19 protein-coding genes are annotated in these 19,992 nt (G+C 73.7%); 8 read left to right on the top strand and 11 right to left on the bottom strand.

Features of this window, described 5'->3' with window-relative positions:
- Positions 1-28: 28 nt before the first annotated feature.
- From egtD to egtA, 4 genes are read right to left on the bottom strand one after another with little or no spacing between them, the layout of a single operon-like run.
- Entirely contained in the window at positions 29-991 is a 963-nt protein-coding gene (egtD, locus tag ACIG0D_RS11190) for an L-histidine N(alpha)-methyltransferase (protein WP_399798524.1), read from the bottom strand.
- Positions 988-1,779, bottom strand: a complete 792-nt coding sequence (gene egtC, locus ACIG0D_RS11195; protein ID WP_399798526.1) for an ergothioneine biosynthesis protein EgtC — start codon at positions 1,777-1,779, stop codon at positions 988-990. The genes egtD and egtC overlap by 4 nt, the downstream gene beginning before the upstream one ends.
- On the bottom strand, positions 1,779-3,137 hold the full coding sequence (gene egtB, locus ACIG0D_RS11200; protein ID WP_399798529.1) for an ergothioneine biosynthesis protein EgtB: 1,359 nt from the start codon (positions 3,135-3,137) through the stop codon (positions 1,779-1,781). Before egtB ends, egtC begins: the two co-directional genes overlap by 1 nt.
- Entirely contained in the window at positions 3,134-4,471 is a 1,338-nt protein-coding gene (gene egtA, locus ACIG0D_RS11205) for an ergothioneine biosynthesis glutamate--cysteine ligase EgtA (protein ID WP_399798531.1), read from the bottom strand. The genes egtB and egtA overlap by 4 nt, the downstream gene beginning before the upstream one ends.
- 301 nt (positions 4,472-4,772) lie before the next feature.
- On the opposite strand from egtA, the gene ACIG0D_RS11210 reads away from it, so the two are divergent.
- On the top strand, positions 4,773-5,630 hold the full coding sequence (locus ACIG0D_RS11210; RefSeq protein ID WP_399798533.1) for a TIGR02452 family protein: 858 nt from the start codon (positions 4,773-4,775) through the stop codon (positions 5,628-5,630).
- On the opposite strand, the gene ACIG0D_RS11215 is transcribed toward ACIG0D_RS11210, so the two are convergent.
- Both ACIG0D_RS11215 and ACIG0D_RS11220 read right to left on the bottom strand, forming a co-directional pair.
- Positions 5,599-6,675 (bottom strand): glycoside hydrolase family 5 protein, encoded by a 1,077-nt coding sequence (locus ACIG0D_RS11215; protein WP_399798535.1) that lies wholly within the window; start codon positions 6,673-6,675, stop codon positions 5,599-5,601. The genes ACIG0D_RS11210 and ACIG0D_RS11215 overlap by 32 nt on opposite strands.
- 155 nt (positions 6,676-6,830) lie before the next feature.
- Positions 6,831-8,255, bottom strand: coding sequence for an amidase (locus ACIG0D_RS11220; protein ID WP_399798538.1), 1,425 nt, complete (start codon positions 8,253-8,255; stop codon positions 6,831-6,833).
- A 251-nt stretch (positions 8,256-8,506) separates the two neighbouring features.
- Here ACIG0D_RS11220 and ACIG0D_RS11225 point away from each other — a divergent pair, with 251 nt between their 5' ends.
- Positions 8,507-9,307 (top strand): methyltransferase, encoded by an 801-nt coding sequence (locus ACIG0D_RS11225; protein ID WP_399798540.1) that lies wholly within the window; start codon positions 8,507-8,509, stop codon positions 9,305-9,307.
- Here the strand turns inward: ACIG0D_RS11225 and ACIG0D_RS11230 are convergent.
- Positions 9,282-9,701, bottom strand: a complete 420-nt coding sequence (locus ACIG0D_RS11230; RefSeq protein WP_399798542.1) for a VOC family protein — start codon at positions 9,699-9,701, stop codon at positions 9,282-9,284. The genes ACIG0D_RS11225 and ACIG0D_RS11230 overlap by 26 nt on opposite strands.
- Before the next feature lie 369 nt (positions 9,702-10,070).
- Here ACIG0D_RS11230 and ACIG0D_RS11235 point away from each other — a divergent pair, with 369 nt between their 5' ends.
- Positions 10,071-10,883 carry a methylenetetrahydrofolate reductase gene (locus tag ACIG0D_RS11235; protein WP_399799266.1) on the top strand — a complete coding sequence of 271 codons (813 nt, stop codon included), beginning with the start codon at positions 10,071-10,073 and terminating at the stop codon, positions 10,881-10,883.
- A 60-nt stretch (positions 10,884-10,943) separates the two neighbouring features.
- Positions 10,944-11,912 carry a TerC family protein gene (locus ACIG0D_RS11240; RefSeq protein ID WP_399798545.1) on the top strand — a complete coding sequence of 323 codons (969 nt, stop codon included), beginning with the start codon at positions 10,944-10,946 and terminating at the stop codon, positions 11,910-11,912.
- Here the strand turns inward: ACIG0D_RS11240 and ACIG0D_RS11245 are convergent.
- Both ACIG0D_RS11245 and ACIG0D_RS11250 read right to left on the bottom strand, forming a co-directional pair.
- Positions 11,905-12,915, bottom strand: a complete 1,011-nt coding sequence (locus tag ACIG0D_RS11245; protein ID WP_399798548.1) for an FkbM family methyltransferase — start codon at positions 12,913-12,915, stop codon at positions 11,905-11,907. The genes ACIG0D_RS11240 and ACIG0D_RS11245 overlap by 8 nt on opposite strands.
- A 174-nt stretch (positions 12,916-13,089) precedes the next feature.
- A complete protein-coding gene (locus tag ACIG0D_RS11250) occupies positions 13,090-13,644 on the bottom strand; it encodes an NAD(P)H-dependent oxidoreductase (RefSeq protein ID WP_399798550.1) in 555 nt (184 codons plus the stop codon).
- Between the two features lie 116 nt (positions 13,645-13,760).
- On the opposite strand from ACIG0D_RS11250, the gene ACIG0D_RS11255 reads away from it, so the two are divergent.
- Both ACIG0D_RS11255 and ACIG0D_RS11260 read left to right on the top strand, forming a co-directional pair.
- Positions 13,761-14,453, top strand: coding sequence for a TetR/AcrR family transcriptional regulator (locus ACIG0D_RS11255; RefSeq protein ID WP_399798553.1), 693 nt, complete (start codon positions 13,761-13,763; stop codon positions 14,451-14,453).
- A 121-nt stretch (positions 14,454-14,574) separates the two neighbouring features.
- A complete protein-coding gene (locus tag ACIG0D_RS11260; RefSeq protein ID WP_399798555.1) occupies positions 14,575-15,600 on the top strand; it encodes a LacI family DNA-binding transcriptional regulator in 1,026 nt (341 codons plus the stop codon).
- Positions 15,601-15,624: 24 nt separating this feature from the next.
- Here ACIG0D_RS11260 and trxA read toward each other — a convergent pair whose 3' ends face one another.
- Complete coding sequence (trxA, locus tag ACIG0D_RS11265) at positions 15,625-16,059, bottom strand: thioredoxin (protein WP_399798557.1); 435 nt, start codon at positions 16,057-16,059, stop codon at positions 15,625-15,627.
- 175 nt (positions 16,060-16,234) lie between these two features.
- Between trxA and ACIG0D_RS11270 the strand changes: the two genes are divergently transcribed.
- Positions 16,235-17,695 (top strand): dihydrolipoyl dehydrogenase family protein, encoded by a 1,461-nt coding sequence (locus ACIG0D_RS11270; RefSeq protein ID WP_399798559.1) that lies wholly within the window; start codon positions 16,235-16,237, stop codon positions 17,693-17,695.
- A gap of 33 nt (positions 17,696-17,728) precedes the next feature.
- Here the strand turns inward: ACIG0D_RS11270 and ACIG0D_RS11275 are convergent, their stop codons facing one another.
- The gene (locus ACIG0D_RS11275; RefSeq protein WP_399798561.1) at positions 17,729-18,376 is read right to left on the bottom strand and encodes a peptide deformylase; all 648 of its coding nucleotides are present in this window, start codon (positions 18,374-18,376) and stop codon (positions 17,729-17,731) included.
- Positions 18,377-18,505: 129 nt separating this feature from the next.
- Here ACIG0D_RS11275 and ACIG0D_RS11280 point away from each other — a divergent pair, with 129 nt between their 5' ends.
- Positions 18,506-19,903 carry a PepSY-associated TM helix domain-containing protein gene (locus ACIG0D_RS11280; RefSeq protein WP_399798563.1) on the top strand — a complete coding sequence of 466 codons (1,398 nt, stop codon included), beginning with the start codon at positions 18,506-18,508 and terminating at the stop codon, positions 19,901-19,903.
- Positions 19,904-19,992: the final 89 nt, after the last annotated feature.

The raw sequence follows: 19,992 nt of genomic DNA on the forward strand, positions 1-19,992 counted from the left end.
CGCTGCTACGGCAGGACGCTTGCCGCTGCTACGGCACGACGCTCAGCGACAGCGCGAAACGGCCCTCGCCGTCCGTCCACCAGTGGGACAGCTCCAGCCCGGCGGCGGCCAGTTCCGCGCGCACCCCCTCCTTCCGGAACTTCGCCGACACCTCGGTGCGCAGCTCTTCGCCCGCCGCGAAGTCCACGGCGAGGTCGAGCGCGGGGATCTTCACGGTCTGCGCCTGCCGGGAGCGCAGCCGCATCTCGATCCACTCCCGCTCGGCGTCCCACAGCGCGACATGGTCGAAGGCACCGGGCTCGAAGTCGGCGCCCAGCTCACGGTTGACGACGGCCAGGACGTTCCGGTTGAACGCGGCCGTCACCCCCGCCGCGTCGTCGTACGCCCGCACCAGCACCCGCTCGTCCTTGACCAGGTCGGTGCCGAGCAGCAGCGCGTCGCCGGGGGAGAGCAGGGCGCGCACCGAGGCCAGGAACACGGCCCGCTCGGCGGGCAGCAGATTGCCGATGGTGCCGCCGAGGAACGCCAGCAGCCGCGGCCCCGGCGTGTCCGGCAGCTCCAGCCGGGCGGTGAAGTCGGCGATCAGCGCGTGCACGGACAGACCGGGCCGCTCCGCGACGAGCGCCTGCCCGGCCTGGGTGAGGGCGCTCTCGCTGACGTCGACCGGCACATAGACCCGCAGGCCGCCGAAGGCGTCGAGCAGATGCCGGGTCTTGTCGGAGGAGCCGGAGCCCAGCTCGACCAGGGTGCGGGCGCCGGTCGCGGCGGCGATGTCGGCGGCGCGGTCGATCAGGATCTCCCGTTCCGCGCGCGTCGGGTAGTACTCGGGCAGCTCGGTGATCTTCTCGAACAGCTCGCTGCCGTGCGCGTCGTAGAACCACTTCGGCGGCAGCGTCTTGGGCGTGGCGGTCAGGCCGTGCAGGACGTCCGCGCGCAGGGCGGCCTCGGTGGCGTCCTCGGGGAGGGTGCGGGTGAGAAGGAACGGGCTCACGTGTGGGGCTCCTTCGGTGGTGCGGGGGCGGGGGCGTGGCTCGGCTCCTTGAGCGGGGCGAGGCGCACCTCGGTGGGGTCCGCGGTGACCAGCGTGCGGTCCGGGACCTGGGTCCAGCGCGGATCGTCGTCGTACGGCTCCGACGCCACGACCGTGCCGCCGCCGGGGCGGACCAGGTACCACAGGGTGTCGCCCCAGGTGGTGGCGGTGACGGTGGCGCCGTCGGTGAGCAGCAGGTTGAGCCGGGAGCCGGGGGCCGCCGCGGCGACCTCCGGGACGGTGTCGGCGAGCGCCCGGCCCGGATCGTCCCCGGCGCGCAGCCGGGCCAGGACCAGCGCCCAGACCAGCGCCGAGTCGTTACGGGCCTCCAGCGACAGCAGGTCCTCCGGCGGCAGGCTCCGGGACAGCCCGGCCAGGGAGCCCGGCCAGCCCGTGACCGCGCCGTTGTGGCTGAACAGCCACCGGCCCGAGGCGTACGGCGCCGCGGCGGCCTCGGCGTCCGCACCCGCGAGCGTCGCGTCCCGCACCGCGGCGAGCAGCGCCCCGGTGCGCACGACCCGCGCCAGGTCGGCGAAGGACTGGTCGGCCCAGATGGGCCCGGCGCGCCGGTAGCGGGCGGGCACCGGGTCACCCTCGGCGTACCAGCCGACGCCGAAGCCGTCGGCGTTGACCGTGCCGTACCGCTGGTGGCGCGGCGCCCACGACTGGCGGTACAGCGCGTGCGGCGGCGCCACCAGCAGCGCGCCGAGCGGCTCGGCGGGCCCGACATAGGCGAGGTGACGGCACATCAGACGTCCTGCGAGCGGGCCGTGCGGAAGCCGGAGAAGATCTGCCGCCGGATCGGATAGTCCCAGTTGCGGAAGGTGCCCCGGCAGGCCACCGGGTCCACGGCGAACGAACCGCCGCGCAGCACCTTGTGGTCCGGCCCGAAGAACACCTCCGAGTACTCCTTGTACGGGAACGCCCGGAATCCCGGGTACGGCAGGAAGTCGCTCGCCGTCCACTCCCACACGTCACCGATCAACTGCCGTACGCCGAGCGGCGACTCACCGGCCGGGTAGCTCCCGGCGGGCGCCGGGCGCAGATGCCGCTGGCCGAGGTTGGCGTGCTCGGGTCCGGGGTCGGCGTCGCCCCACGGATAGCGCCGGGAGCGGCCGGTCGCCGGGTCGAAGCGGGCCGCCTTCTCCCACTCGGCCTCGGTGGGCAGCCGCCGCCCGGCCCAGCGGGCGTACGCGTCCGCCTCGTACCAGCACACGTGCAGCACCGGCTCGTCCGGCGGCACCACCTCGGTCACCCCGAACCGGCGGCGCAGCCACTGCCCGCCGTCGCGGCGCCAGTACAGCGGCGCGGTGATGGAGTGACGGCGGATGTGCGCCCATCCCTCGGCGGTCCACCAGCGCGGGTCGTCGTAGCCGCCGTCCTCGATGAACGCCTGGTAGGCGGCGTTCGTCACCGGGGTCGTGTCGATGAAGAAGGGCGGTATCTCGCGGCGGTGCGCGGGCCGTTCGTTGTCCAGCGCCCAGGGCTCCGCGGAGGTGCCCATGGTGAACGGGCCGCCGGGGACGAGGACTTCGGCCGGGCCGGTGTACAGGGGGACGGGCTCCGGATCGGGGGCGGTGAGCGCCTGCGGGCCCTTGCGCAGCTGATGGGTGATCAGCATGGTCTCGTCGTGCTGCTGTTCGTGCTGCGCGACCATCCCGAAGGCGAACCCCGCCTCGGTGAGCCGGGTGCCCTGGAAGGCGGTGCCCTCCAGCACGTCCAGCACCCGGCGGCGCACCTGCGCGGCGTACGCGCGGGCCTCGGCGGGCGGCAGCAGCGGCAGCGACGGACGCTCCGCGCGCGGATGTTCGAAGGCGTCGTAGAGGCTGTCGATCTCCGGCCGGATCGCCTCCTGCCCGGCGACCGCCCGCAGCAGCCACAGCTCCTCCTGGTTGCCGATGTGCGCGAGATCCCACACCAGCGGGGACATCAGCGGGGAGTGCTGGGCGGTCAGGTCCGGGTCGTCGACGCAGCTGGTCAGCAGGGTGGTGCGGTCGCGTGCGGTGGTCAGCGAGGCGAGGGCGCGCTCGCGGAAGGCCTCGGGGTCGGTCCCGGCAGCGGCGTGAGGGGTGGTCTCGGAGACGGTCTCGGGGGCGGTGTCGGTCATGAGCGCAGGTCCTTCCCGTGCGGGACGGTGGGCTGTCCGGCCGGGCGCGGCCCGGACCCGGGGAGGTCTTCGCCGAGCAGCCGGTCGAGCAGGTCGTCGGCGGGGCAGCGGCCGTGGACGACATAGCGGTCCCGGTAGGCCGCGACGGCGGCCGTCACCCCGGGCGAGGCGCCGAGCCGGGGCAGCGCGTCCAGCGCCGCCGCGAAGCAGACCTCGGCCGCCTCGCGCAGCTCCGGGTCGGCGAGCCCGTCCCGGGCCGCGGCGTACCACAGCGGGTTGTGCGGCGCGGGCCGGCCGAGGGCGCGCTCGGCCAGCGGCTTGACCGTGCGGTAGGCGGTCTCCGCGGCCTCCGGATCGTCGAAGAGCGCCGTCGTCACGGCCACCGGCACGATCCAGCCGTCCTCTCCGGGCTGTGCGTCGATCATCCGCAGCTCCAGATGGCCGCGCGGTCTGACCGGCGGGAACAGCGTCGTCAGGTGGTAGTCGAGGTCGTCGCCGGTCGGTGGCCGGGGCGCGCCCGACCGGGTCCACTCGCGGAACGTCAGCCCGTCGGGTACGTCCCAGGGGCCGCCCTCGCGGCGGACGCACATCACCGGCGCGTCCAGCACCCGCCGGGCCCAGGCGCCGCGCGGATCGGCGTCCAGCATGGGCGCGCCCGCCCGTCCGGCGCCGATCTGCGCCCACCGCAGCTGGCGGGTGGACACCCAGCCCGTGGGCCGCCGCCCGGCCATCGGGGAGTTGGCGAACGCGGCCACCAGGACCGCGCCGAGCTGGTGGGCCAGCCACCAGCGCCGCACATGACCGAGCGGGCCGGGCTCCTCGTATCCGGCGTCCAGGCAGACCTGCACGGACGCCGAGGCGCACATCATGGCGCGGCCGGCCGGTCCGGTGCGGTCGAGGAAGGTCTCCATCGCGTCGTAGCGCGGCTCGCGCAGGAACCGGCTCGGCGCGTGCCAGGGGTCGTGGCCGAGGCCGACGAGGCCGAGTCCCCGTTCGCGCAGGACCGCGCGGACGGCGTCCAGATCGGCGGAGACGGTGCGCACGCACTCCATGAGGGAGGCGGCGGGCGGCGAGCTCAGCTCCAGCTGGCCGCCGGGTTCCACGGTGAGCGCCGACGCCAGGGGCGTGGCGCGCAGGGCGGCGTAGGCCGCTTCGAGTCGTTCGGGTGTCACGGGGAGCTGCGGTTGCCGCAGCTCGTGGACCAGCCACTCCAGCTCGACACCGACGGAGCGGGGCGGTCCGGTCTTGAAGCAGATACCGCGGACCAGTGCCTCCACCTCGGCTTCGGTGACGGCGGCGCGGGTCTGCGTACAGTCGCTTGCCGCATCGGACATGTCGGGATCCCTTCTGAGGTTCCTCCATGCCGCCGGTCGGGGCCCGTGGGGCCCGCCGGCACACACTTGTCCCACCCAAGACCCTGACGCGCGTTCGTACAAGGGGGCAAATCGGGACGATCGGAACGGGATGTCAGGACCGTCCGGTGCTGACGGCCTGTGTTTCCGGGCGGGACGCCCGCCGTTTCCGGGGCCGGGAAACTCTGTTGCACCGCAGGACCAGGATCGCTCAGGATCAGTTCATGAGCACGACGGGGGAGGCCGCGCGGCGCGCGGCCACGGCGCCGACGGGGGTGGCGCCGTGAGCGCGCGCCTGCGCGGCATCGCACGCGAGACGGAACAGATCGTGGCGGCCGGGGGCTACCGGTCGCCCGGCGGCCACGAGATCTCCCTCGCGGACGCGATCGAGGCGGCCCGGTCGGGCACCAGGATGCTGGGCCCCGGTCCGGTGCCCCTGCCGGTCCCGGTGGCGTCCGCGCCGACCACGGACACCCTGGTCGAGGTCACCGGCGAGAGCAGCCTGGAGGCCGCCCGCCGCCTCGGCGCCGCGACGGCGGTCCTGAACTTCGCCTCGGCCCGCAACCCCGGCGGCGGCTACCTCAACGGCGCCCAGGCCCAGGAAGAGGCCCTGTGCCGCGCCTCCGCGCTGTACACCTGTCTGCTGCGGGCCCCCGAGTTCTACGACCACCACCGCACCCACCGCGACCCGTTCTACACGGACCGTGTCATCCACAGCCCGGCCGTGCCGGTCTTCCGTGACGACCGGGGCCGGCTGCTCGACGAGCCGTTCACCGCCGGGTTCCTGACCGCGGCGGCCCCCAACGCGGGCGTCGTACGGCGCACCGCGCCCGACCGCGCGGCCGAGCTGCCGCACGCCCTGACCCGCCGCGCCGAGCGGGTCCTGGAGACCGCCGCGGCCCACGGTCACCGGCGTCTGGTGCTGGGCGCCTGGGGCTGCGGGGTGTTCCGGAACGACCCGGCGCGGGTCGCGGGCGCGTTCCGCGGGCTGCTGGGGCCCGGCGGCCGGTTCGCGGGCGCGTTCGAGCACGTGGTGTTCGGAGTGCTGGACCGCACCCCCGGCGCGGTCGTCCGGGAGGCGTTCGCCCGGGCGTTCCCGGAGCGGCGGCTCAGCCCGTCGGGAAGTCGTCCGGCGTCCTGATCCGGTCGCGGATCCAGACCCCGGCGGGCTTGAGCGAGGCGGTGCCCGCCCAGGGGCCGCCCGCGTCGCACGTACCGCTCTTGAAGACCGCCCCCGAGCGGTGGTCGTCGGAGAAGTTCCAGTTGACCCAGCTGATCTTCTTGCGCGCCATCAGGTCCAGGTACTGCTGGGTGCGGCTGAAATTGTTCGGGCCGTCCCCGCTGGCCTCCTGGGTGCCGAACTCGGTGACGAAGACGGGGATGCGGTCCGAGGCCCGGTCGAGCGCGCTCAGGTACTCCTGGCCGTGCGACGCCGCGTAGAAGTGGAACGTGTACATGATGTTGCTCGCCCGGACCGGGTTGTCGACGACATCCCGCTCGTCGCGGCCGTCCGAGATGCCGAGCGAGGCCCAGCCGTGCGTGCCGATCAGGATCGGCGTGTCCGGGTCCTGGGCGCGGATCACCGGGATCAGCTGCTCAGCGTACGACTTGATGCGCGACCAGCTGACGCCGTTGGGCTCGTTGGCGATGTCGTAGAGCAGGTTGGTCTTGCCGCGGTGGCGCCGGGCGATCTCCGTGAAGAACGTCTTGGCGCGCTCCAGGTTGTGGTGCGGGTCGCCGGGGGTGAGCTGGTGCCAGTCGACGAGGGCGTACATGCCGCGGGCCGTGGCCATCTCGATGAGCTGGTGCACCCGGTCGGTGAACTTCCGCGGGTTCGTCTCGTAGCCGCCCTCCTGGACGTAGAGCGAGATCCGCAGCACGTCGGCGTTCCAGTCGCCGGCCAGCGCGTTCAGTGAGCCGTCGGTCAGGCACTGGCTGTACCACTGCAGCCCGTGGCTGCTCATGCCGCGCAACTGGACCGGCTTGCCGTACTGGTTGCAGAGCTTGAGGCCGCACACCTTGAGGCGGCCGTTGACGGCGGCGGGGGTGGCCGCTGTCGGAGTGGCGGCGGTGGGGCTGTTCGCTGTGGGTGCGGTGGGAGAGCCGGTCGCCGAGGCGGGGGTGGGGGACGCGCCGAGTCCGGCGAGCGTCGCGGCGGCGAGAAGAGTGAGCAGAGGCCTGCGCATGACATCCTCCGGTGGGGGGTGCACTGTTAGGAAGGTTTCCTTACGGTCACGATCACCGGGAACGTAGCGCTATGACTGGACACGGTCAATAGGTCGGTGTGGCGGTCATGCCGTCGCGCCGGGAAGGGTGGACGCTCAGGCCCGGAGCGGCCGGCTCATGCCGCGGGGAACTCCGTCAACGAGCGTTCCGGAGGCCGCAGTTCATGCCAGCGCAGCTCCGCCTCCAGCTGGGCGGCGAGCGACACCAGCAGCGGTTCGCTGTGCGCCGGACCGAGCAGCTGCGCGCCCACGGGAAGCCCGCCGTCCACGAAACCGGCGGGCACGCCGACCCCCGGCCAGCCCAGCACGTTCCACGGCCAGGCGTACGGGCACGCGGCGATCATCGCCCGGTCGGTGGCCAGCGGGCCCAGACCGAACAGGGCGCCGATCCGGGGCGGGGGAGTCGCCGTCGTGGGCGCGAGCACCACGTCGTACGACGTGAAGAAGGCGCCGATACGACGGTGCAGCACCGCCTCCGCCCGCCGCGCCGCCCTCAGCGGGACCCCGCCGAGCAGCCGGCCCAGCCGGGCGGCGCCGCGGGTGCGCGGGTCGAGCAGCGCCGGCTCGGGCGCGTCGCGCACCCATTCGGCGATACCGGCCGTCGCCCGGGGCACGAAGGTCAGCCCGATCTGCCCGTACGGCGGGTCGGCCTCCTCCACGACATGCCCCAACGCGCTCAGCTTCTCGGCGAGTTCGGTCACCCGGGCCCGGACCCGCGGGTCCAGCCGGGCCGGCAGCGCGGTGAACGGCGGAGTGAGGGAGAGGGCGATACGCAGCCGGCCGGGGTCGCGGCCGACCGCCTCGAAGACCTTCAGGGCGGGCGGGCGGTGCGGGTCGCGCGGGTGGTTGCCGCTCGCCGCGTCCAGCAGCAGGGCCGCGTCCGCGACCGTGCGGGCCAGCGGGCCGTTGACCGTGATGCCCTGGAACGACTCGCCGCGCGGCCAGGTCGAGATGCGCCCGCGCTGCGGCTTGATGCCGATCAGATGGGTCCAGGAGGCGGGGATGCGCACCGAACCGGCCCCGTCGGAGCCGAGCGCGGCCGGGACCAGCCCTGCCGCCACGGCGGCGGCGCTGCCGCCGGAGGAGCCACCCGGCGTGTGCTCCAGGCTCCACGGGTTGTGGGTGGCGCCGAACGCGGGCCCCTCGGTGAACGGCCACTGCCCCAGCTCACAGGTGTTGGTCTTGCCGACGATCACGGCACCGGCCGCCCGCAGCCGCCGTACCGCCTCGCCGTCCTCGGCGACCGGCGGGAACGTTCCCCGGCAGCCGAACGCGGTCGGCTCGCCCGCCACGTCCATGTCGTCCTTGACCGCGACGGGCACCCCGAGCAGCGGCCGGCGTCCGCCCGCGGCCAGCTCCCGGTCCGCCGCCTTCGCCTCGGCGAGCGCCGCCTCGGCACGGACGAGCCGGAAGGCGTTGACCGAACCCTGGGTCGCCTTGATGCGCGCCAGCGCCTCGGCGACCACGGCCTGGGACGTCACCTCACCGGCGGCCAGGGCGCGAGCGGTCTCCGCCAGACCGGCGGCAGGGGTGAACGTCATACGGGCCTCCTCCGGGGGCGCGTTGTCTACCGAACGGTAACGTTTCGTGGCCGGGCGGGGAACGCCCCTGCCGGCAGCGGCCGTTCACCGCGGGCCACGGCGTTTCCGGTTGAAGGAACGGCCTCGCGTAAACCGGGCGTGGCAGGCGGAGGCGGCGATGCGGGCCGGCCGCGAGCCGGACGCGCGATGGCGCGGTGTGACCGGTTGCTCCCAGAATGGTGTCGAACCCGTCGGACGGAGGCCACACCGCCATGACCCAGGACGCCACCTCCCCGAGCAAGCTGCGCAGCAACCGCGCCGCCCTGCCCCACAAGGTCGGCTACGCCCTGCGCCACCCGGCGCGCATAGCCCCGTACGTCCGCCGGGCGGGCCGGGACGCCTGGCTGCGCCTGAAGCATCCCGACCACATCGGCTACTACCGGGCGGTGATGGCCTCCGACACCCGCCGCAGCCCGGAGGCGGCGGTCGGCAGCCGCAGCCACGACCGCTGGCTGGCGCTGGGCCTCATGCAGTTCGAGTACCTGCTGGAACACGGGCTGCGCCCCGAACACCGGATGCTGGACATCGGCTGCGGCAACCTGCGCGGCGGCTGGCGCTTCATCGACTACCTCGACGCGGGCCACTACTACGGCATCGACATCTCCCCGGACATCCTCATCGCCGCGAAGAAGACGCTGGCCGAGCGCGGCCTGCAGGACAAGCTCCCGCACCTGACCATCACGGGCGACCTGAAGCTGGAGTTCCTGCCGGGCGACCACTTCGACGTCGTCCACGCGCACAGCGTCTTCTCCCACTCCCCGATCGAAGTGATCGACGAATGCCTGGCCCACGTCGGCCGCGTCCTGAAGCCCACCGGCTTCTTCGACTTCACCTTCGACCGCACCGAGGGCACCGAACACCAGGTGCTGCGCGAGGACTTCTACTACCGCACCGACACCCTGCTGACCCTGGCCCACCGCCACGGCCTGCACGCCCGCTTCATGGACGACTGGGAGAAGCGGCCGCACGGGCAGTCGAAGATCCGCGTCAGCCGTTCGCCGCTTCCCCTGTGATGTCGACCATCCAGGTGACGCCGAACCGGTCCGTGCACATGCCGAACACATCGCCCCACATCTGCCGCTCCAGCGGCACGGGCACGGAGCCGTCGGCGGACAGCTTCTCCCAGTAGCCGCGCAGTTCGGCGTCGTCGTCACCACTGAGGCTGACGGCGAAGGCGTTGCCGGGCGTGTACGTGGATCCGGGCGGGGTGTCGGCGCCCATCAGGGTGAAGCCGGCCGGGGTCTCCAGCATGCCGTGCATGATCTTGTCGGCCTCCGGGGCGTCCGGCCGGCCGAACTCGCCGAAGGTGCTGAGCTTGAGCGTGCCGCCGAACACCTCCCGGTAGAACTCCATGGCCTGCCGGGCGTCGCCGTCGAAGCTGAGGTACGGGTTGAGGCGCGAGGGCATGAATCCTCCCAAATCCGGACGAGTCCTCGAACCGCCGCAGCGTAACCCGGGCTTCGGCCATCGGCTCGGCTCCCCGCCGTAGCGGATTCCACGAGGCGCCCCCGCCCCGCTCCCGCTCCCCGCCTGGGCCCTCCCCGCGCCGCTCGCCGTCCCGCCCGCACCGGCCCTGCGCCGCCCGCGTACCCTGTTGCGCCGCGACGCCGGAGCGCCGCCCACCAGGCACCGCTCCGCTCGGCGAGCCGTCGTACCCGACGCCGAAGGAGCTCGATGAACCCCGGCCCCACCGCCCCCGGCCCCGCCGCCCCCGCCCCCGGCCCCGCCGCGCCCCGCGCCGTGCGTGCCGCGCTGCTGGAGGACTTCTCCCTGGAGATGACCGGCAAGGACGTGCCGCAGCTGGAGGAGGCGCGGCATCTCATCCCGCCGGGCACCCGGATCAACGTGACCTTCCTCGGCAACGAGGACCTGGGCACGCGGCTGGCGGCGGCGCGGGCCGTGAAGCGGCTCGGCTTTCTTCCGGTGCCGCACCTCGCGGCCCGCCGGATCGGCTCGCGGGCCGAGCTGGAGGAGTTCCTGGCCGGGCTGCGGGCCGACGGGACCGGGGAGCGGGTGTTCGTCGTCGGGGGAGACCCGGCCCGGCCGCACGGGCCGTACGAGGACGCGCTGGCCGTGATCCGCACCGGACTCCTGGAGCGTCACGGCGTCCGCCACGTCGGCATCAGCGGCTACCCGGAGGGCCACCCCGCGATCACCGACCGGGTGCTGTGGGCGGCGCTCGCCGACAAGAGCGCGGCGCTCGCCGGGAAGGGGCTGGGCGGCCAGGTCGTCACCCAGTTCGGCTTCGACGTCGACCCGGTGCTCGCCTGGGTCGCCGAGACCCGCCAGCGCGGCATCGACCTGCCGATCCGGATCGGCGTGCCCGGCCCGGCCGGGGTGCGGCGGCTGGTGTCGTACGCCACCCGCTTCGGCGTCGGCACCAGCGCCTCCATCGCCCGCAAGTACGGGTTCTCCCTGACCAACCTCATGGGTACGGCCGGCCCCGACCGCTTTCTGCGGGCGCTCGCCGAGGGCTACGACCCGGACGTCCACGGCGAGGTGAAGGTGCACTTCTACACCTTCGGCGGGCTCCGGGCGACCGCTGAGTGGGCCGCGCGGTTCCGGGCGGAGCCGGCGGCGGGCGCCTGACGCGGTGCTCTGTGACGATGCTGGGAGGCCCCGGCCCCACGTCGCCCCAGGAGCACCGCCGTGAACGTCTCCTTCACCGTCTGGCTGCTGAGCGTCGCCGTCCTCTGTGTCCTCGTCGCCGTCGACTTCCTGATCGGCCGCAAGCCCCATGAGGTCTCGCTGCGGGAGGCCGGCGTCTGGACGGTGGTGTGGATCGTCCTGGCCTGCGCCTTCGGTGTCGGGCTCGGCATGACCGGCGGCTGGGGACCGGCCGGGGAGTTCTTCGCCGGATACATCACCGAGAAGTCGCTGAGCGTCGACAACCTCTTCGTCTTCGTTCTGATCATGGCGAAGTTCGCGGTGCCGCCGCAGTACCAGCAGCGCGTGCTGATGGTCGGCGTGCTGATGGCCCTGGTGCTGCGGGCCGGCTTCATCGCCGCCGGCGCCGCGATCATCTCCGCGTTCTCGTGGGTGTTCTACCTCTTCGGCGCCTTCCTGATCTGGACCGCGTGGAAACTGATCCAGGACGCCCGGAAGGAGGAGCACGAGGAGGAGTACGAGGAGAACAAGCTGCTCAAGTCCGTCGAGCGCCGCTTCGGTGTCGCCGACCGGTACCACGGCACGAGGCTGTGGGTCGAGCAGAACGGCAAGCGGGTCATGACCCCGATGCTGGTCGTGATGCTCGCCATCGGCTCCACGGACGTGCTGTTCGCCCTGGACTCCATCCCCGCGATCTACGGACTGACCCAGGACCCGTACATCGTGTTCACCGCCAACGCCTTCGCCCTGATGGGTCTGCGGCAGCTGTACTTCCTCATCGGTGGCCTGCTGAAGAAGCTGGTCCACCTGTCGTACGGCCTGTCGGTCATCCTGGGCTTCATCGGCGTGAAGCTGGTGCTGCACGCGCTGCACGAGTCCGGGGTCCACGTGCCCGAGATCAGCATCCCGGTCTCCCTCGGCTTCATCGTGCTGGTGCTCGCGGTCACCACGGTCACCAGTCTGCGGGCCGCCAAGCGGCCGGAGACGGGAGAGAAGCGCCCCGTCAGCTAGCGGGCTCGGGTGCCGCCTTGGCGCGCATCATCACGCAGTCGAACTCGACCACCCGGCCCGTGGCCGCATCCCGGGTCACCGGGTACATCCCGGTGATCTCGAAGCCGCCCGCCTCGTACGTCGCGATGGCCTCGCCCATCCGCGGGCTGCCCTCGTACAGCCGCAGGACGGCCACCTCCGACTGCAGGCCCACGAAATCCGCGACGCGCTCCCCGGCGCCGGCGAACACCTCCAGGTCGTAGCCCTGGGTGTCCATCTTCAGGAAGGGGCGCGGGTCGGCGATGCCGTCGAGCGCCTCGTCCATCAGCGTGTCCAGCCGCCGGATCTCGATCTGCTCGGTGCGGGTGGTGGCGAACCGGCGGTAGCGGTCGCGGCCGTAGTCGCTGGGCGGGAGCAGCGAGTTCATGGTGTTCCAGCCGGTGTGGATGGTGCTCACCGTGTCCTCGCGGCCCAGCCCGCAGTGGCGCACCTGCCAGTCGGGGTCGTCGCGGGCGGCATCCCGCAGGCGGGCGAAGGCATCGGCGGTCGGTTCGAAGGAGACGATCCGGCCGCGATAGCCGAGCCGGCGCAGCCGCCCGGCGTACTGCCCGGCGTTGGCGCCGACGTCGAAGACGCAGTTCACCCCGTACAGCTCGAGCATCGCGGCCACGTGCTGGGTGCACAGATACTCGGCGGCGGCCAGTTGGATCCGGCGCTCGTCCGCCGGGGCGCGCCGGTCCAGCAGCAGCCGTGCGCCGGTGTCGCCGAGCCGGACGCCGGTCCACTCCCGGACCCGCTCGCCGGCCCGCGCCGACCGGTCGCGCAGCACCACCCAGGTGTCCTTGCCGGCGCCCGCCACCGTGTACTGGCCGTTGTCGCGGGCCACCACATCGGCCCCCGGCTCCAGCGGGATGCGGGTGCGTCCGCCGCGCCGGGAGACCACCGCGGTCCCGGGCCCCAGGTCGATCACCTTCAGTCCGAGACGGGGCAGGAATGTGAGCAGTCTTCGGTAGAGGGTCTGCATGCGCCCACCCTCGCAGAGTTGGCGTGAAAAGATCCCTGGTTTGAACAAGCTTCAACGAACATATGACGGGCGGACGCCGCCGCGACGAGCCTGCCGGGCATGGCCAGGGGGCCGGAGCGGTGTGCTCCGGCCCCCTTGAGGCGGTGCGGCGCGGGTGCGGTGTTGCGGTGCGGGTCAGGCCGCCACGGCCTCGCCGTGCAGTCGGGCCACGACCTCGGTGAGCTGCGCGGCCACCTCGGCGTCGTCGGCCGGGTGGGTCTCGGCGAAACGCTGGAGCGAGCCGGGGATCGAGAGCTTGACGTCCTCCAGTACCTTGGCGCCCGCGACGCCGACCGACTTGCGGGTGTCGTCGTGCGCCCAGACGCCGCCGTACTGGCCGAACGCGGTGCCGACCACGGCGACCGACTTGCCGACGATGGCGCCGGCGCCGTACGGGCGGGACAGCCAGTCGATGGCGTTCTTCAGCACCGCCGGCATGGTGCCGTTGTACTCGGGCGTGAACAGCAGCAGCGCGTCGGCGGCGGCGACGGCCTCGCGCAGCCGGACGGCGGCGGCCGGCACGGCGCCCTCGACGTCGATGTCCTCGTTGTAGAACGGGATCTCGGCCAGACCCTCGAACACCTGGATGTCGACGCCCTCGGGGGCGTGCTTCACGGCGGCCTCGGCGAGCTGGCGGTTGTGCGAACCGGCGCGGAGGCTGCCGACGAGCGCGAGGATGCGAACGGACATGGGGTAACTCCCGATGACTGAGGAAAACGGCGGTTGAGTGGGCCGGGGCCCTATCCGGACCGGGGTCCGTTTAAAGTTGTAGCACCTAACCGGACCACGGTCCAGTTTCATTCCCGATGCTTTACGCTGTCTTCATGTCCGCCTCCCTCCCGCCCTTCCCGCCGCACCAGGAGCCCGTCGGCGCCCCCGAGTTGCTGGAGCTCGGCGTCTCGGGACAGGACCCCTGCCTGCGCGCCGACGCCGCACGCAACCGGGCGCGGCTGCTGGAGGCCGCCGCGAAGCTGATCGCCGAGCACGGCGCGGCCGGCGTCACCATGGAGGCGGTGGCCGCGGCGGCCCAGGTCGGCAAGGGCACCGTCTTCCGGCGCTTCGGCGACCGCGTCGGCCTGCTGACCGCCCTGCTCGACCACTCCGAGCGCAAGTTCCAGGCCGCGTTCCTGAGCGGGCCCCCGCCGCTCGGCCCCGGCGCGCCGCCCGTGGACCGGCTGAACGCCTTCGGGCACGCCATGCTGCGCCACTGCGCGGAGTCGCTGGAACTCCAGATCGCGGCCGAGCCGGACCACGCCCGCCGCTTCACCGCCCCGGCCCGCCGCCTGCTGCGCGGCCACGTCGCCCTGCTGCTGCGACAGGCGCTCCCCGACGCGGACTGCGAACTGCTCACGACGGCGCTGATGGGTTTCCTCGACCCCGTCGCGATCCACCACCTGACCAGGCAGTGCGGCATGCCCCTGAACCGGCTGGAGGCGGGCTGGACCGACCTGGTCACCCGCGTCACCGGCGTCACACCGGCCGCGCCCGAGGAGTCGTGACCTACGAGTCCCAGGGGGCCTGACGTACGACTGGCATGAGCGGGGCGCCCGGGGCGGGTAAGCGGGGCGGTCGGGGGCGCCGGACCCGGGTCCCCGGGCTTCTGCCAAGATGCCGTACGTCATGGTGCAGATACCGAAAACGCCCGCGCCCGCGCAGCGTTCCGTGCCCACGAGTGCCGATGTGGCCCGTCTGGCCGGCGTCTCCCGGGCGACCGTCTCCTACGTCCTGAACAACACCAGCGCCGTACGGATCAGCGAGCCCACCCGACGCCGGGTCCACGAGGCCGCGAAGGAACTCGGATACGTTCCGCACGCCGCCGCCCGCAGCCTGCGCGCCGGGCACAGCCGGATGGTCCTGATGCCCGCCCCGACCATCCCGGTCGGACCGCTCTACAGCCAGTTCATCAACGAACTCCAGTCGGCCCTCGGCCGCCTCGACTACACGGTCGTCCAGTACGGCAGCCTCGGCCTGACCGGCGACGACGCGGCCCGCGCCTGGGCGGAGCTGCGCCCCGTGGCCGTCCTGGTGCCGGGCTCCGGCCTCGGCCCGCAGGGCGTGGCCCTGCTCAAGCGCTCCGGCGCCCGCGCCGTGGTCACGCTCGGGCCCGAGCCCGTCGACGGCGCGCACGCCCTGCTCATGGACCACGCGGCGGTCGGCCGGGTGGCCGGCGCGCATCTGTACGCGCGCGGGCGGCGCCGTATCGGTGTCGTCGTCCCCGAGGAACCCGGCCTGGAGACCTTCTCACTGCCCCGCCTGGACGGCGTACGCCAGGCCCTGCGCGGCACCGACGCCACCGTGACCGAGCTGCCGCTCGCCTACGAGGAGCGGGCAGCGGCCCGGCTCGCCGCACGCTGGCGCGACCTCGGCCTCGACGGGGTCTTCGCGTACAACGACGAGTACGCCATGCTGCTCATGCGCGCGCTCCAGGACGAGGACGTCGACCTCCCCGGCGACACGGCCCTGATCGGCGCCGACGACCTCATGGTCGGACGGCTGCTGCGGCCCCGCCTCAGCACCGTCCACATCGAGCTGCCGTCGGGCCGCGACCTCGCCGAACTCGTCGACCGCGCGGTCCGCGACCCGGGCGCGTCACTGGAGCACCGCGAGGTGCTGGGCGCCGCGGTGGTGCACCGCGACTCCAGCTGACCGCGCGTCATATCACCGGGCGGGTCACTCGCCGGCCTGGCCACCCTGCCCGGCCTGCGCCTGCTGCTCGGCCGCCTGGGCCTGCCGCTCGGCCTGCGCCTGCTGTTCGGCGACCGCCTTGCGGACCTCGTCCATGTCGAGCTTGCGGGCCTGCCCGATGACATCCGCCAGTGCCGCCTCCGGCAGCGCGCCGGGCTGCGCGAACACGGCCACCTGGTCACGGACGATCATCAGCGTCGGAATGGACTGGATACCGAAGGCCGCCGCCAGCTCCGGCTGCGCCTCGGTGTCCACCTTGCCGAACACCAGGTCCGGGTTGTCCTGCGCCGCCTTCTCGTAGACCGGCGCGAACTGCCGGCAGGGACCGCACCACTCCGCCCAGAAGTCGATCAGGACGAAGTCGTTGTCCGTGACCGTCTGGTCGAAGTTCTCCTTGGTCAGCTCCACGGTGCTGCTCATGGCGTATCCCTGCTTCCTGGTGGGGGTCCCGGTATCGGGGCGAGCCGTCCGGACAACACGGCCGGACAGTCGCCTATTCCGTGCGCGCACCCGTCACGTACCGCGTGCGCGCACGTCACGCATCCGCGCGCGTACCCCTGTGGCCCCACCGCACACCACCCACCAGACTGACTCCATGACGGAAACGGATTCCATCGCGTACGACGTCGTGGTCCTCGGAGCCGGGCCCGTGGGGGAGAACGTCGCCGACCGCACCCGCGCGGCCGGCCTCACCACCGCGGTCGTGGAGAACGAGCTGGTCGGCGGCGAGTGCTCCTACTGGGCGTGCATGCCCAGCAAGGCCCTGCTGCGCCCGGTGATCGCCCGCGCGGACGCCCGCCGCGTCCCCGGCCTGCGCCACCTCGTCCAGGGCCCCCTCGACGCGCCCGCCGTGCTCGCCCACCGGGACGAGTACACCGCGCACTGGCGGGACGACGGGCAGGTCGGCTGGCTGGAGGGCGTCGGCGCCGACCTGTACCGGGGCCACGGCCGCCTCGCCGGCCCCCGCACGGTGACGGTCACCGGCCCCGACGGCACCCGCCGCACCCTGACCGCCCGGCACGCCGTGGCCGTCTGCACCGGCAGCCGCGCCCGGCTGCCCGGCCTGCCCGGGCTCGCCGACGTCCGGCCCTGGACCAGCCGCGAGGCCACCAGCGCCAAGGCGGTGCCCGGCCGGCTGATCGTGGTCGGCGGCGGCGTGGTCGCCACCGAGATGGCCACCGCCTGGCAGGCCCTCGGGTCCCGGGTGACCATGCTGGTCCGTGGCAAGGGCCTGCTCCCTCGTATGGAGCCGTTCGCCGGGGAACTGGTCGCCGAGGCGCTGACCGAGGCCGGCGCCGAGATCCGCACCGGGACGTCCGTGACGGCGGTCAGCCGCGAGAACGGCACGGTGGTCGCCGTCACCGACGCCGGTGACCGTGTCGAGGCGGACGAGATCCTCTTCGCCACCGGCCGCGCCCCCCGCACCGACGACATCGGCCTCGACACGGTCGGCCTTCAGCCCGGCCGCCCGCTCCCGGTCGACGACAGCCTGCGCGTCCCCGGCACCGACTGGCTCTACGCGGTCGGTGACGTCAACGAGCGGGCGCTCCTCACCCACCAGGGCAAGTACCAGGCGCGGATCGCCGGTGCCGCGATCGCCGCCCGCGCCTCCGGGGAGGCGGCATCCGGGGACGCGGCCGGGAAGGCGGCGCCGGAGGCCGAGCCGTGGGGCGCGCACGCCGCCACCGCCGACCACGCCGCCGTACCGCAGGTCGTCTTCACCGACCCGGAGGCGGCGGCCGTCGGCCTCTCGCTCGCCGAGGCGGAAGAGGCCGGACACCGCGTGCGCGCCGTCGACGTCGACCTCTCCTCGGTCGCGGGGGCCGGGCTGTACGCGGACGGCTACCGCGGCCGGGCCCGCATGGTCGTCGACCTCGAGGACGAGATCCTGCGCGGGGTCACCTTCGTCGGTCCCGGCGTCGGCGAGCTGATCCACTCGGCCACCATCGCCGTCGTCGGCCAGGTCCCGGTCAGCCGGCTGTGGCACGCCGTCCCGTCGTACCCGACGGTGAGCGAGGTGTGGCTGCGGCTGCTGGAGGCCTACCGGGACAGCTGACGTATCGTCACCTACCGGGCGGGCGCCGGACGTTCACTCCGGCAGGGCGAACCCCAGGGCCCGCGCGGCATCCTGGGGCGTCGGCTGGTTCCAGCGCTCCGCCACCGCCTGGTGCGACGACAGCGAGCGCGGCTCGGCGCGGTCGAGGTAGAGCACGCCGTCGAGGTGGTCGGTCTCGTGCTGCACGATCCGCGCGGGCCAGCCGGAGACCACCTCGTCCACGGCGCGGCCGTGCTCGTCCGCGCCCGTCAACCGCACCCGCGCCGGCCGCGCCACCACGGCCTGCCAGCCCGGCACGCTCAGACACCCCTCGAAGAACGCGGCACGCTCGGCGCCGACCGGCTCGTACGACGGATTGACCAGCACCCGGAACGGCAGCGGCACCCGCCCGCGCGCCCGCCGCACCTCCTCCGGCACCGGCGCCGGATCCTCCACCACCGCGATCCGCAGCCCGATCCCGACCTGCGGCGCGGCCAGCCCCACGCCCGGCGCCGCGTGCATCGTGCGGCGCAGCGCCTCGACGAAACGGGCCAGCAGGACGGCGTCCAGCTGCCCGTCGAACGGCTCGGCCGGCCGCCGCAGCACCGGATCCCCCGCCGCCACGATGGCCAACGGCGCGTCCCTGGCCAGAAGTTCCTCGACCTGCTCGGCAACCGGCGCGCGATGGCTGGGAGTAGACATTCCGCCAGCATGCCATGCCCCCTAGCCTGTGACACGGGTCACTCAAATCCCTGGGAACTCGTCGCCCCCGCCGTCCGACCACTGGAGCACCACGGCCGAACACACCACTCGTCCCGGAGAGACCCACCGATGACCACCGCTCCCTCGCCCCACGCGGACGAGGCCACCCAGCCGGCCGCGCCGACCGCGCCGCCCCGCGGCTGGGCCCCGCTGCGCCCGCTGATCCTGCGCCTGCACTTCTACGCCGGGGTGCTCGTCGCCCCGTTCCTGCTCGTCGCCGCGGTCACCGGCCTGCTGTACGCCGGATCCTTCCAGGCCGAGAAGATCGTCTACGCGGACGAGCTGACCGTCTCCGTCGGCGACACCAAGCTGCCCGTCTCCCGGCAGGTCGCCGCCGCCCGCGAGGCCCACCCCGAGGGCACGGTCACCGCCGTACGGCCCTCACCGGCGGCCGACGCCACCACCCGGGTGCTGCTCTCCGGCGTCCCCGGCGTCGACCCCGACCACACGCTGGCCGTCTTCGTCGACCCGTACACCGCCAAGGTGGAGGGCGCCCTCGAACAGTACGGCGCGACCGGCGCGCTGCCGCTGCGCACCTGGATCGACGAACTCCACCGCGATCTGCACCTCGGCGAGACCGGCCGCCTCTACAGCGAACTCGCCGCCAGCTGGCTGTGGGTGATCGCGGCCGGCGGACCGGTGCTCTGGTTCTCCCGCCGCCGCGCCCTGCGCAAAGTGCGCGGCACCAGCGGCCGGCGCCGCACGCTCGGCCTGCACGGCACCGTCGGCGCCTGGGCCGCGGCCGGCTTCCTCTTCCTCTCGGCGACCGGCCTGACCTGGTCGGCGTACGCCGGAGCGAACATCGACGAACTGCGCACCTCGCTGGGCGGCGCCACGCCGACCGTCTCCTCGGCGGTGGGGGAACACGCCGAGCACGGCGGCGCGGCGCCCTCCGGCGGCGCGCAGGCCGCGCCCGGCGTCGGCCTCGACAAGGTGCTGGCCGCGGCGCGCGCCGAGGGGCTGACCGACCCCGTCGAGATCCAGCCGCCCGCCGACGCCTCGTCCGCGTACGTCGTCAAGCAGGTACAGCGCAGCTGGCCGGAGAAGCAGGACGCGGTGGCGATCGACCCGGCCTCCGGCGAGGTCCTGGACGTGGTGCGGTTCGCGGACTACCCGGTCCTGGCCAAGCTGACCCGCTGGGGCATCGACCTGCACTCCGGCGTCCTGTTCGGCCTGGCCAACCAGATCGCCCTCATGCTGCTCGCCCTCTCCCTGATCGTCCTGATCCTGTGGGGCTACCGCATGTGGTGGCAGCGCGGCCGGGGCTCCGCCTTCGGCCGCCCCATCCCGCGCGGAGCCTGGGCCGAGGTGCCCCCGCAGATCCTCGTCCCGCTGCTCGCCGCGGTCGCGGTCGTCGGCTACTTCGTGCCGCTGCTCGGCATCCCGCTGGCCGCGTTCCTGGCCGTGGACATCGTCCTCGGCGAGATCGCCCACCGGCGGGGGCGGCGGACGTACGCGGCGAAATAGCCCCGGGATCGCGGTCGCCCGGGAACCGCGGCCGCTGCGGACGCGCGTCGGGCCCGGCTCCACAGGGGGGAGCCGGGCCCGACGCGTAT

Origin of the sequence: Streptomyces sp. NPDC052773 (assembly GCF_044547145.1) — a bacterium.
Lineage (GTDB): Bacteria > Actinomycetota > Actinomycetes > Streptomycetales > Streptomycetaceae > Streptomyces.

Coding starts and splice junctions, on each gene's coding strand:
- ACIG0D_RS11245 (WP_399798548.1), bottom strand. CDS start 12,915: ATGCAGACCCTCTACCGAAGACTGCTCACATTCCTGCCCCGTCTCGGA.
- ACIG0D_RS11255 (WP_399798553.1), top strand. CDS start 13,761: ATGCTTTACGCTGTCTTCATGTCCGCCTCCCTCCCGCCCTTCCCGCCG.
- ACIG0D_RS11260 (WP_399798555.1), top strand. CDS start 14,575: ATGGTGCAGATACCGAAAACGCCCGCGCCCGCGCAGCGTTCCGTGCCC.
- ACIG0D_RS11275 (WP_399798561.1), bottom strand. CDS start 18,376: ATGTCTACTCCCAGCCATCGCGCGCCGGTTGCCGAGCAGGTCGAGGAA.
- ACIG0D_RS11215 (WP_399798535.1), bottom strand. CDS start 6,675: ATGCGCAGGCCTCTGCTCACTCTTCTCGCCGCCGCGACGCTCGCCGGA.
- ACIG0D_RS11230 (WP_399798542.1), bottom strand. CDS start 9,701: ATGCCCTCGCGCCTCAACCCGTACCTCAGCTTCGACGGCGACGCCCGG.
- ACIG0D_RS11270 (WP_399798559.1), top strand. CDS start 16,235: ATGACGGAAACGGATTCCATCGCGTACGACGTCGTGGTCCTCGGAGCC.
- egtC (WP_399798526.1), bottom strand. CDS start 1,779: ATGTGCCGTCACCTCGCCTATGTCGGGCCCGCCGAGCCGCTCGGCGCG.
- ACIG0D_RS11220 (WP_399798538.1), bottom strand. CDS start 8,255: ATGACGTTCACCCCTGCCGCCGGTCTGGCGGAGACCGCTCGCGCCCTG.
- ACIG0D_RS11280 (WP_399798563.1), top strand. CDS start 18,506: ATGACCACCGCTCCCTCGCCCCACGCGGACGAGGCCACCCAGCCGGCC.
- ACIG0D_RS11235 (WP_399799266.1), top strand. CDS start 10,071: ATGACCGGCAAGGACGTGCCGCAGCTGGAGGAGGCGCGGCATCTCATC.
- egtB (WP_399798529.1), bottom strand. CDS start 3,137: ATGACCGACACCGCCCCCGAGACCGTCTCCGAGACCACCCCTCACGCC.
- ACIG0D_RS11250 (WP_399798550.1), bottom strand. CDS start 13,644: ATGTCCGTTCGCATCCTCGCGCTCGTCGGCAGCCTCCGCGCCGGTTCG.
- ACIG0D_RS11225 (WP_399798540.1), top strand. CDS start 8,507: ATGACCCAGGACGCCACCTCCCCGAGCAAGCTGCGCAGCAACCGCGCC.
- egtA (WP_399798531.1), bottom strand. CDS start 4,471: ATGTCCGATGCGGCAAGCGACTGTACGCAGACCCGCGCCGCCGTCACC.
- trxA (WP_399798557.1), bottom strand. CDS start 16,059: ATGAGCAGCACCGTGGAGCTGACCAAGGAGAACTTCGACCAGACGGTC.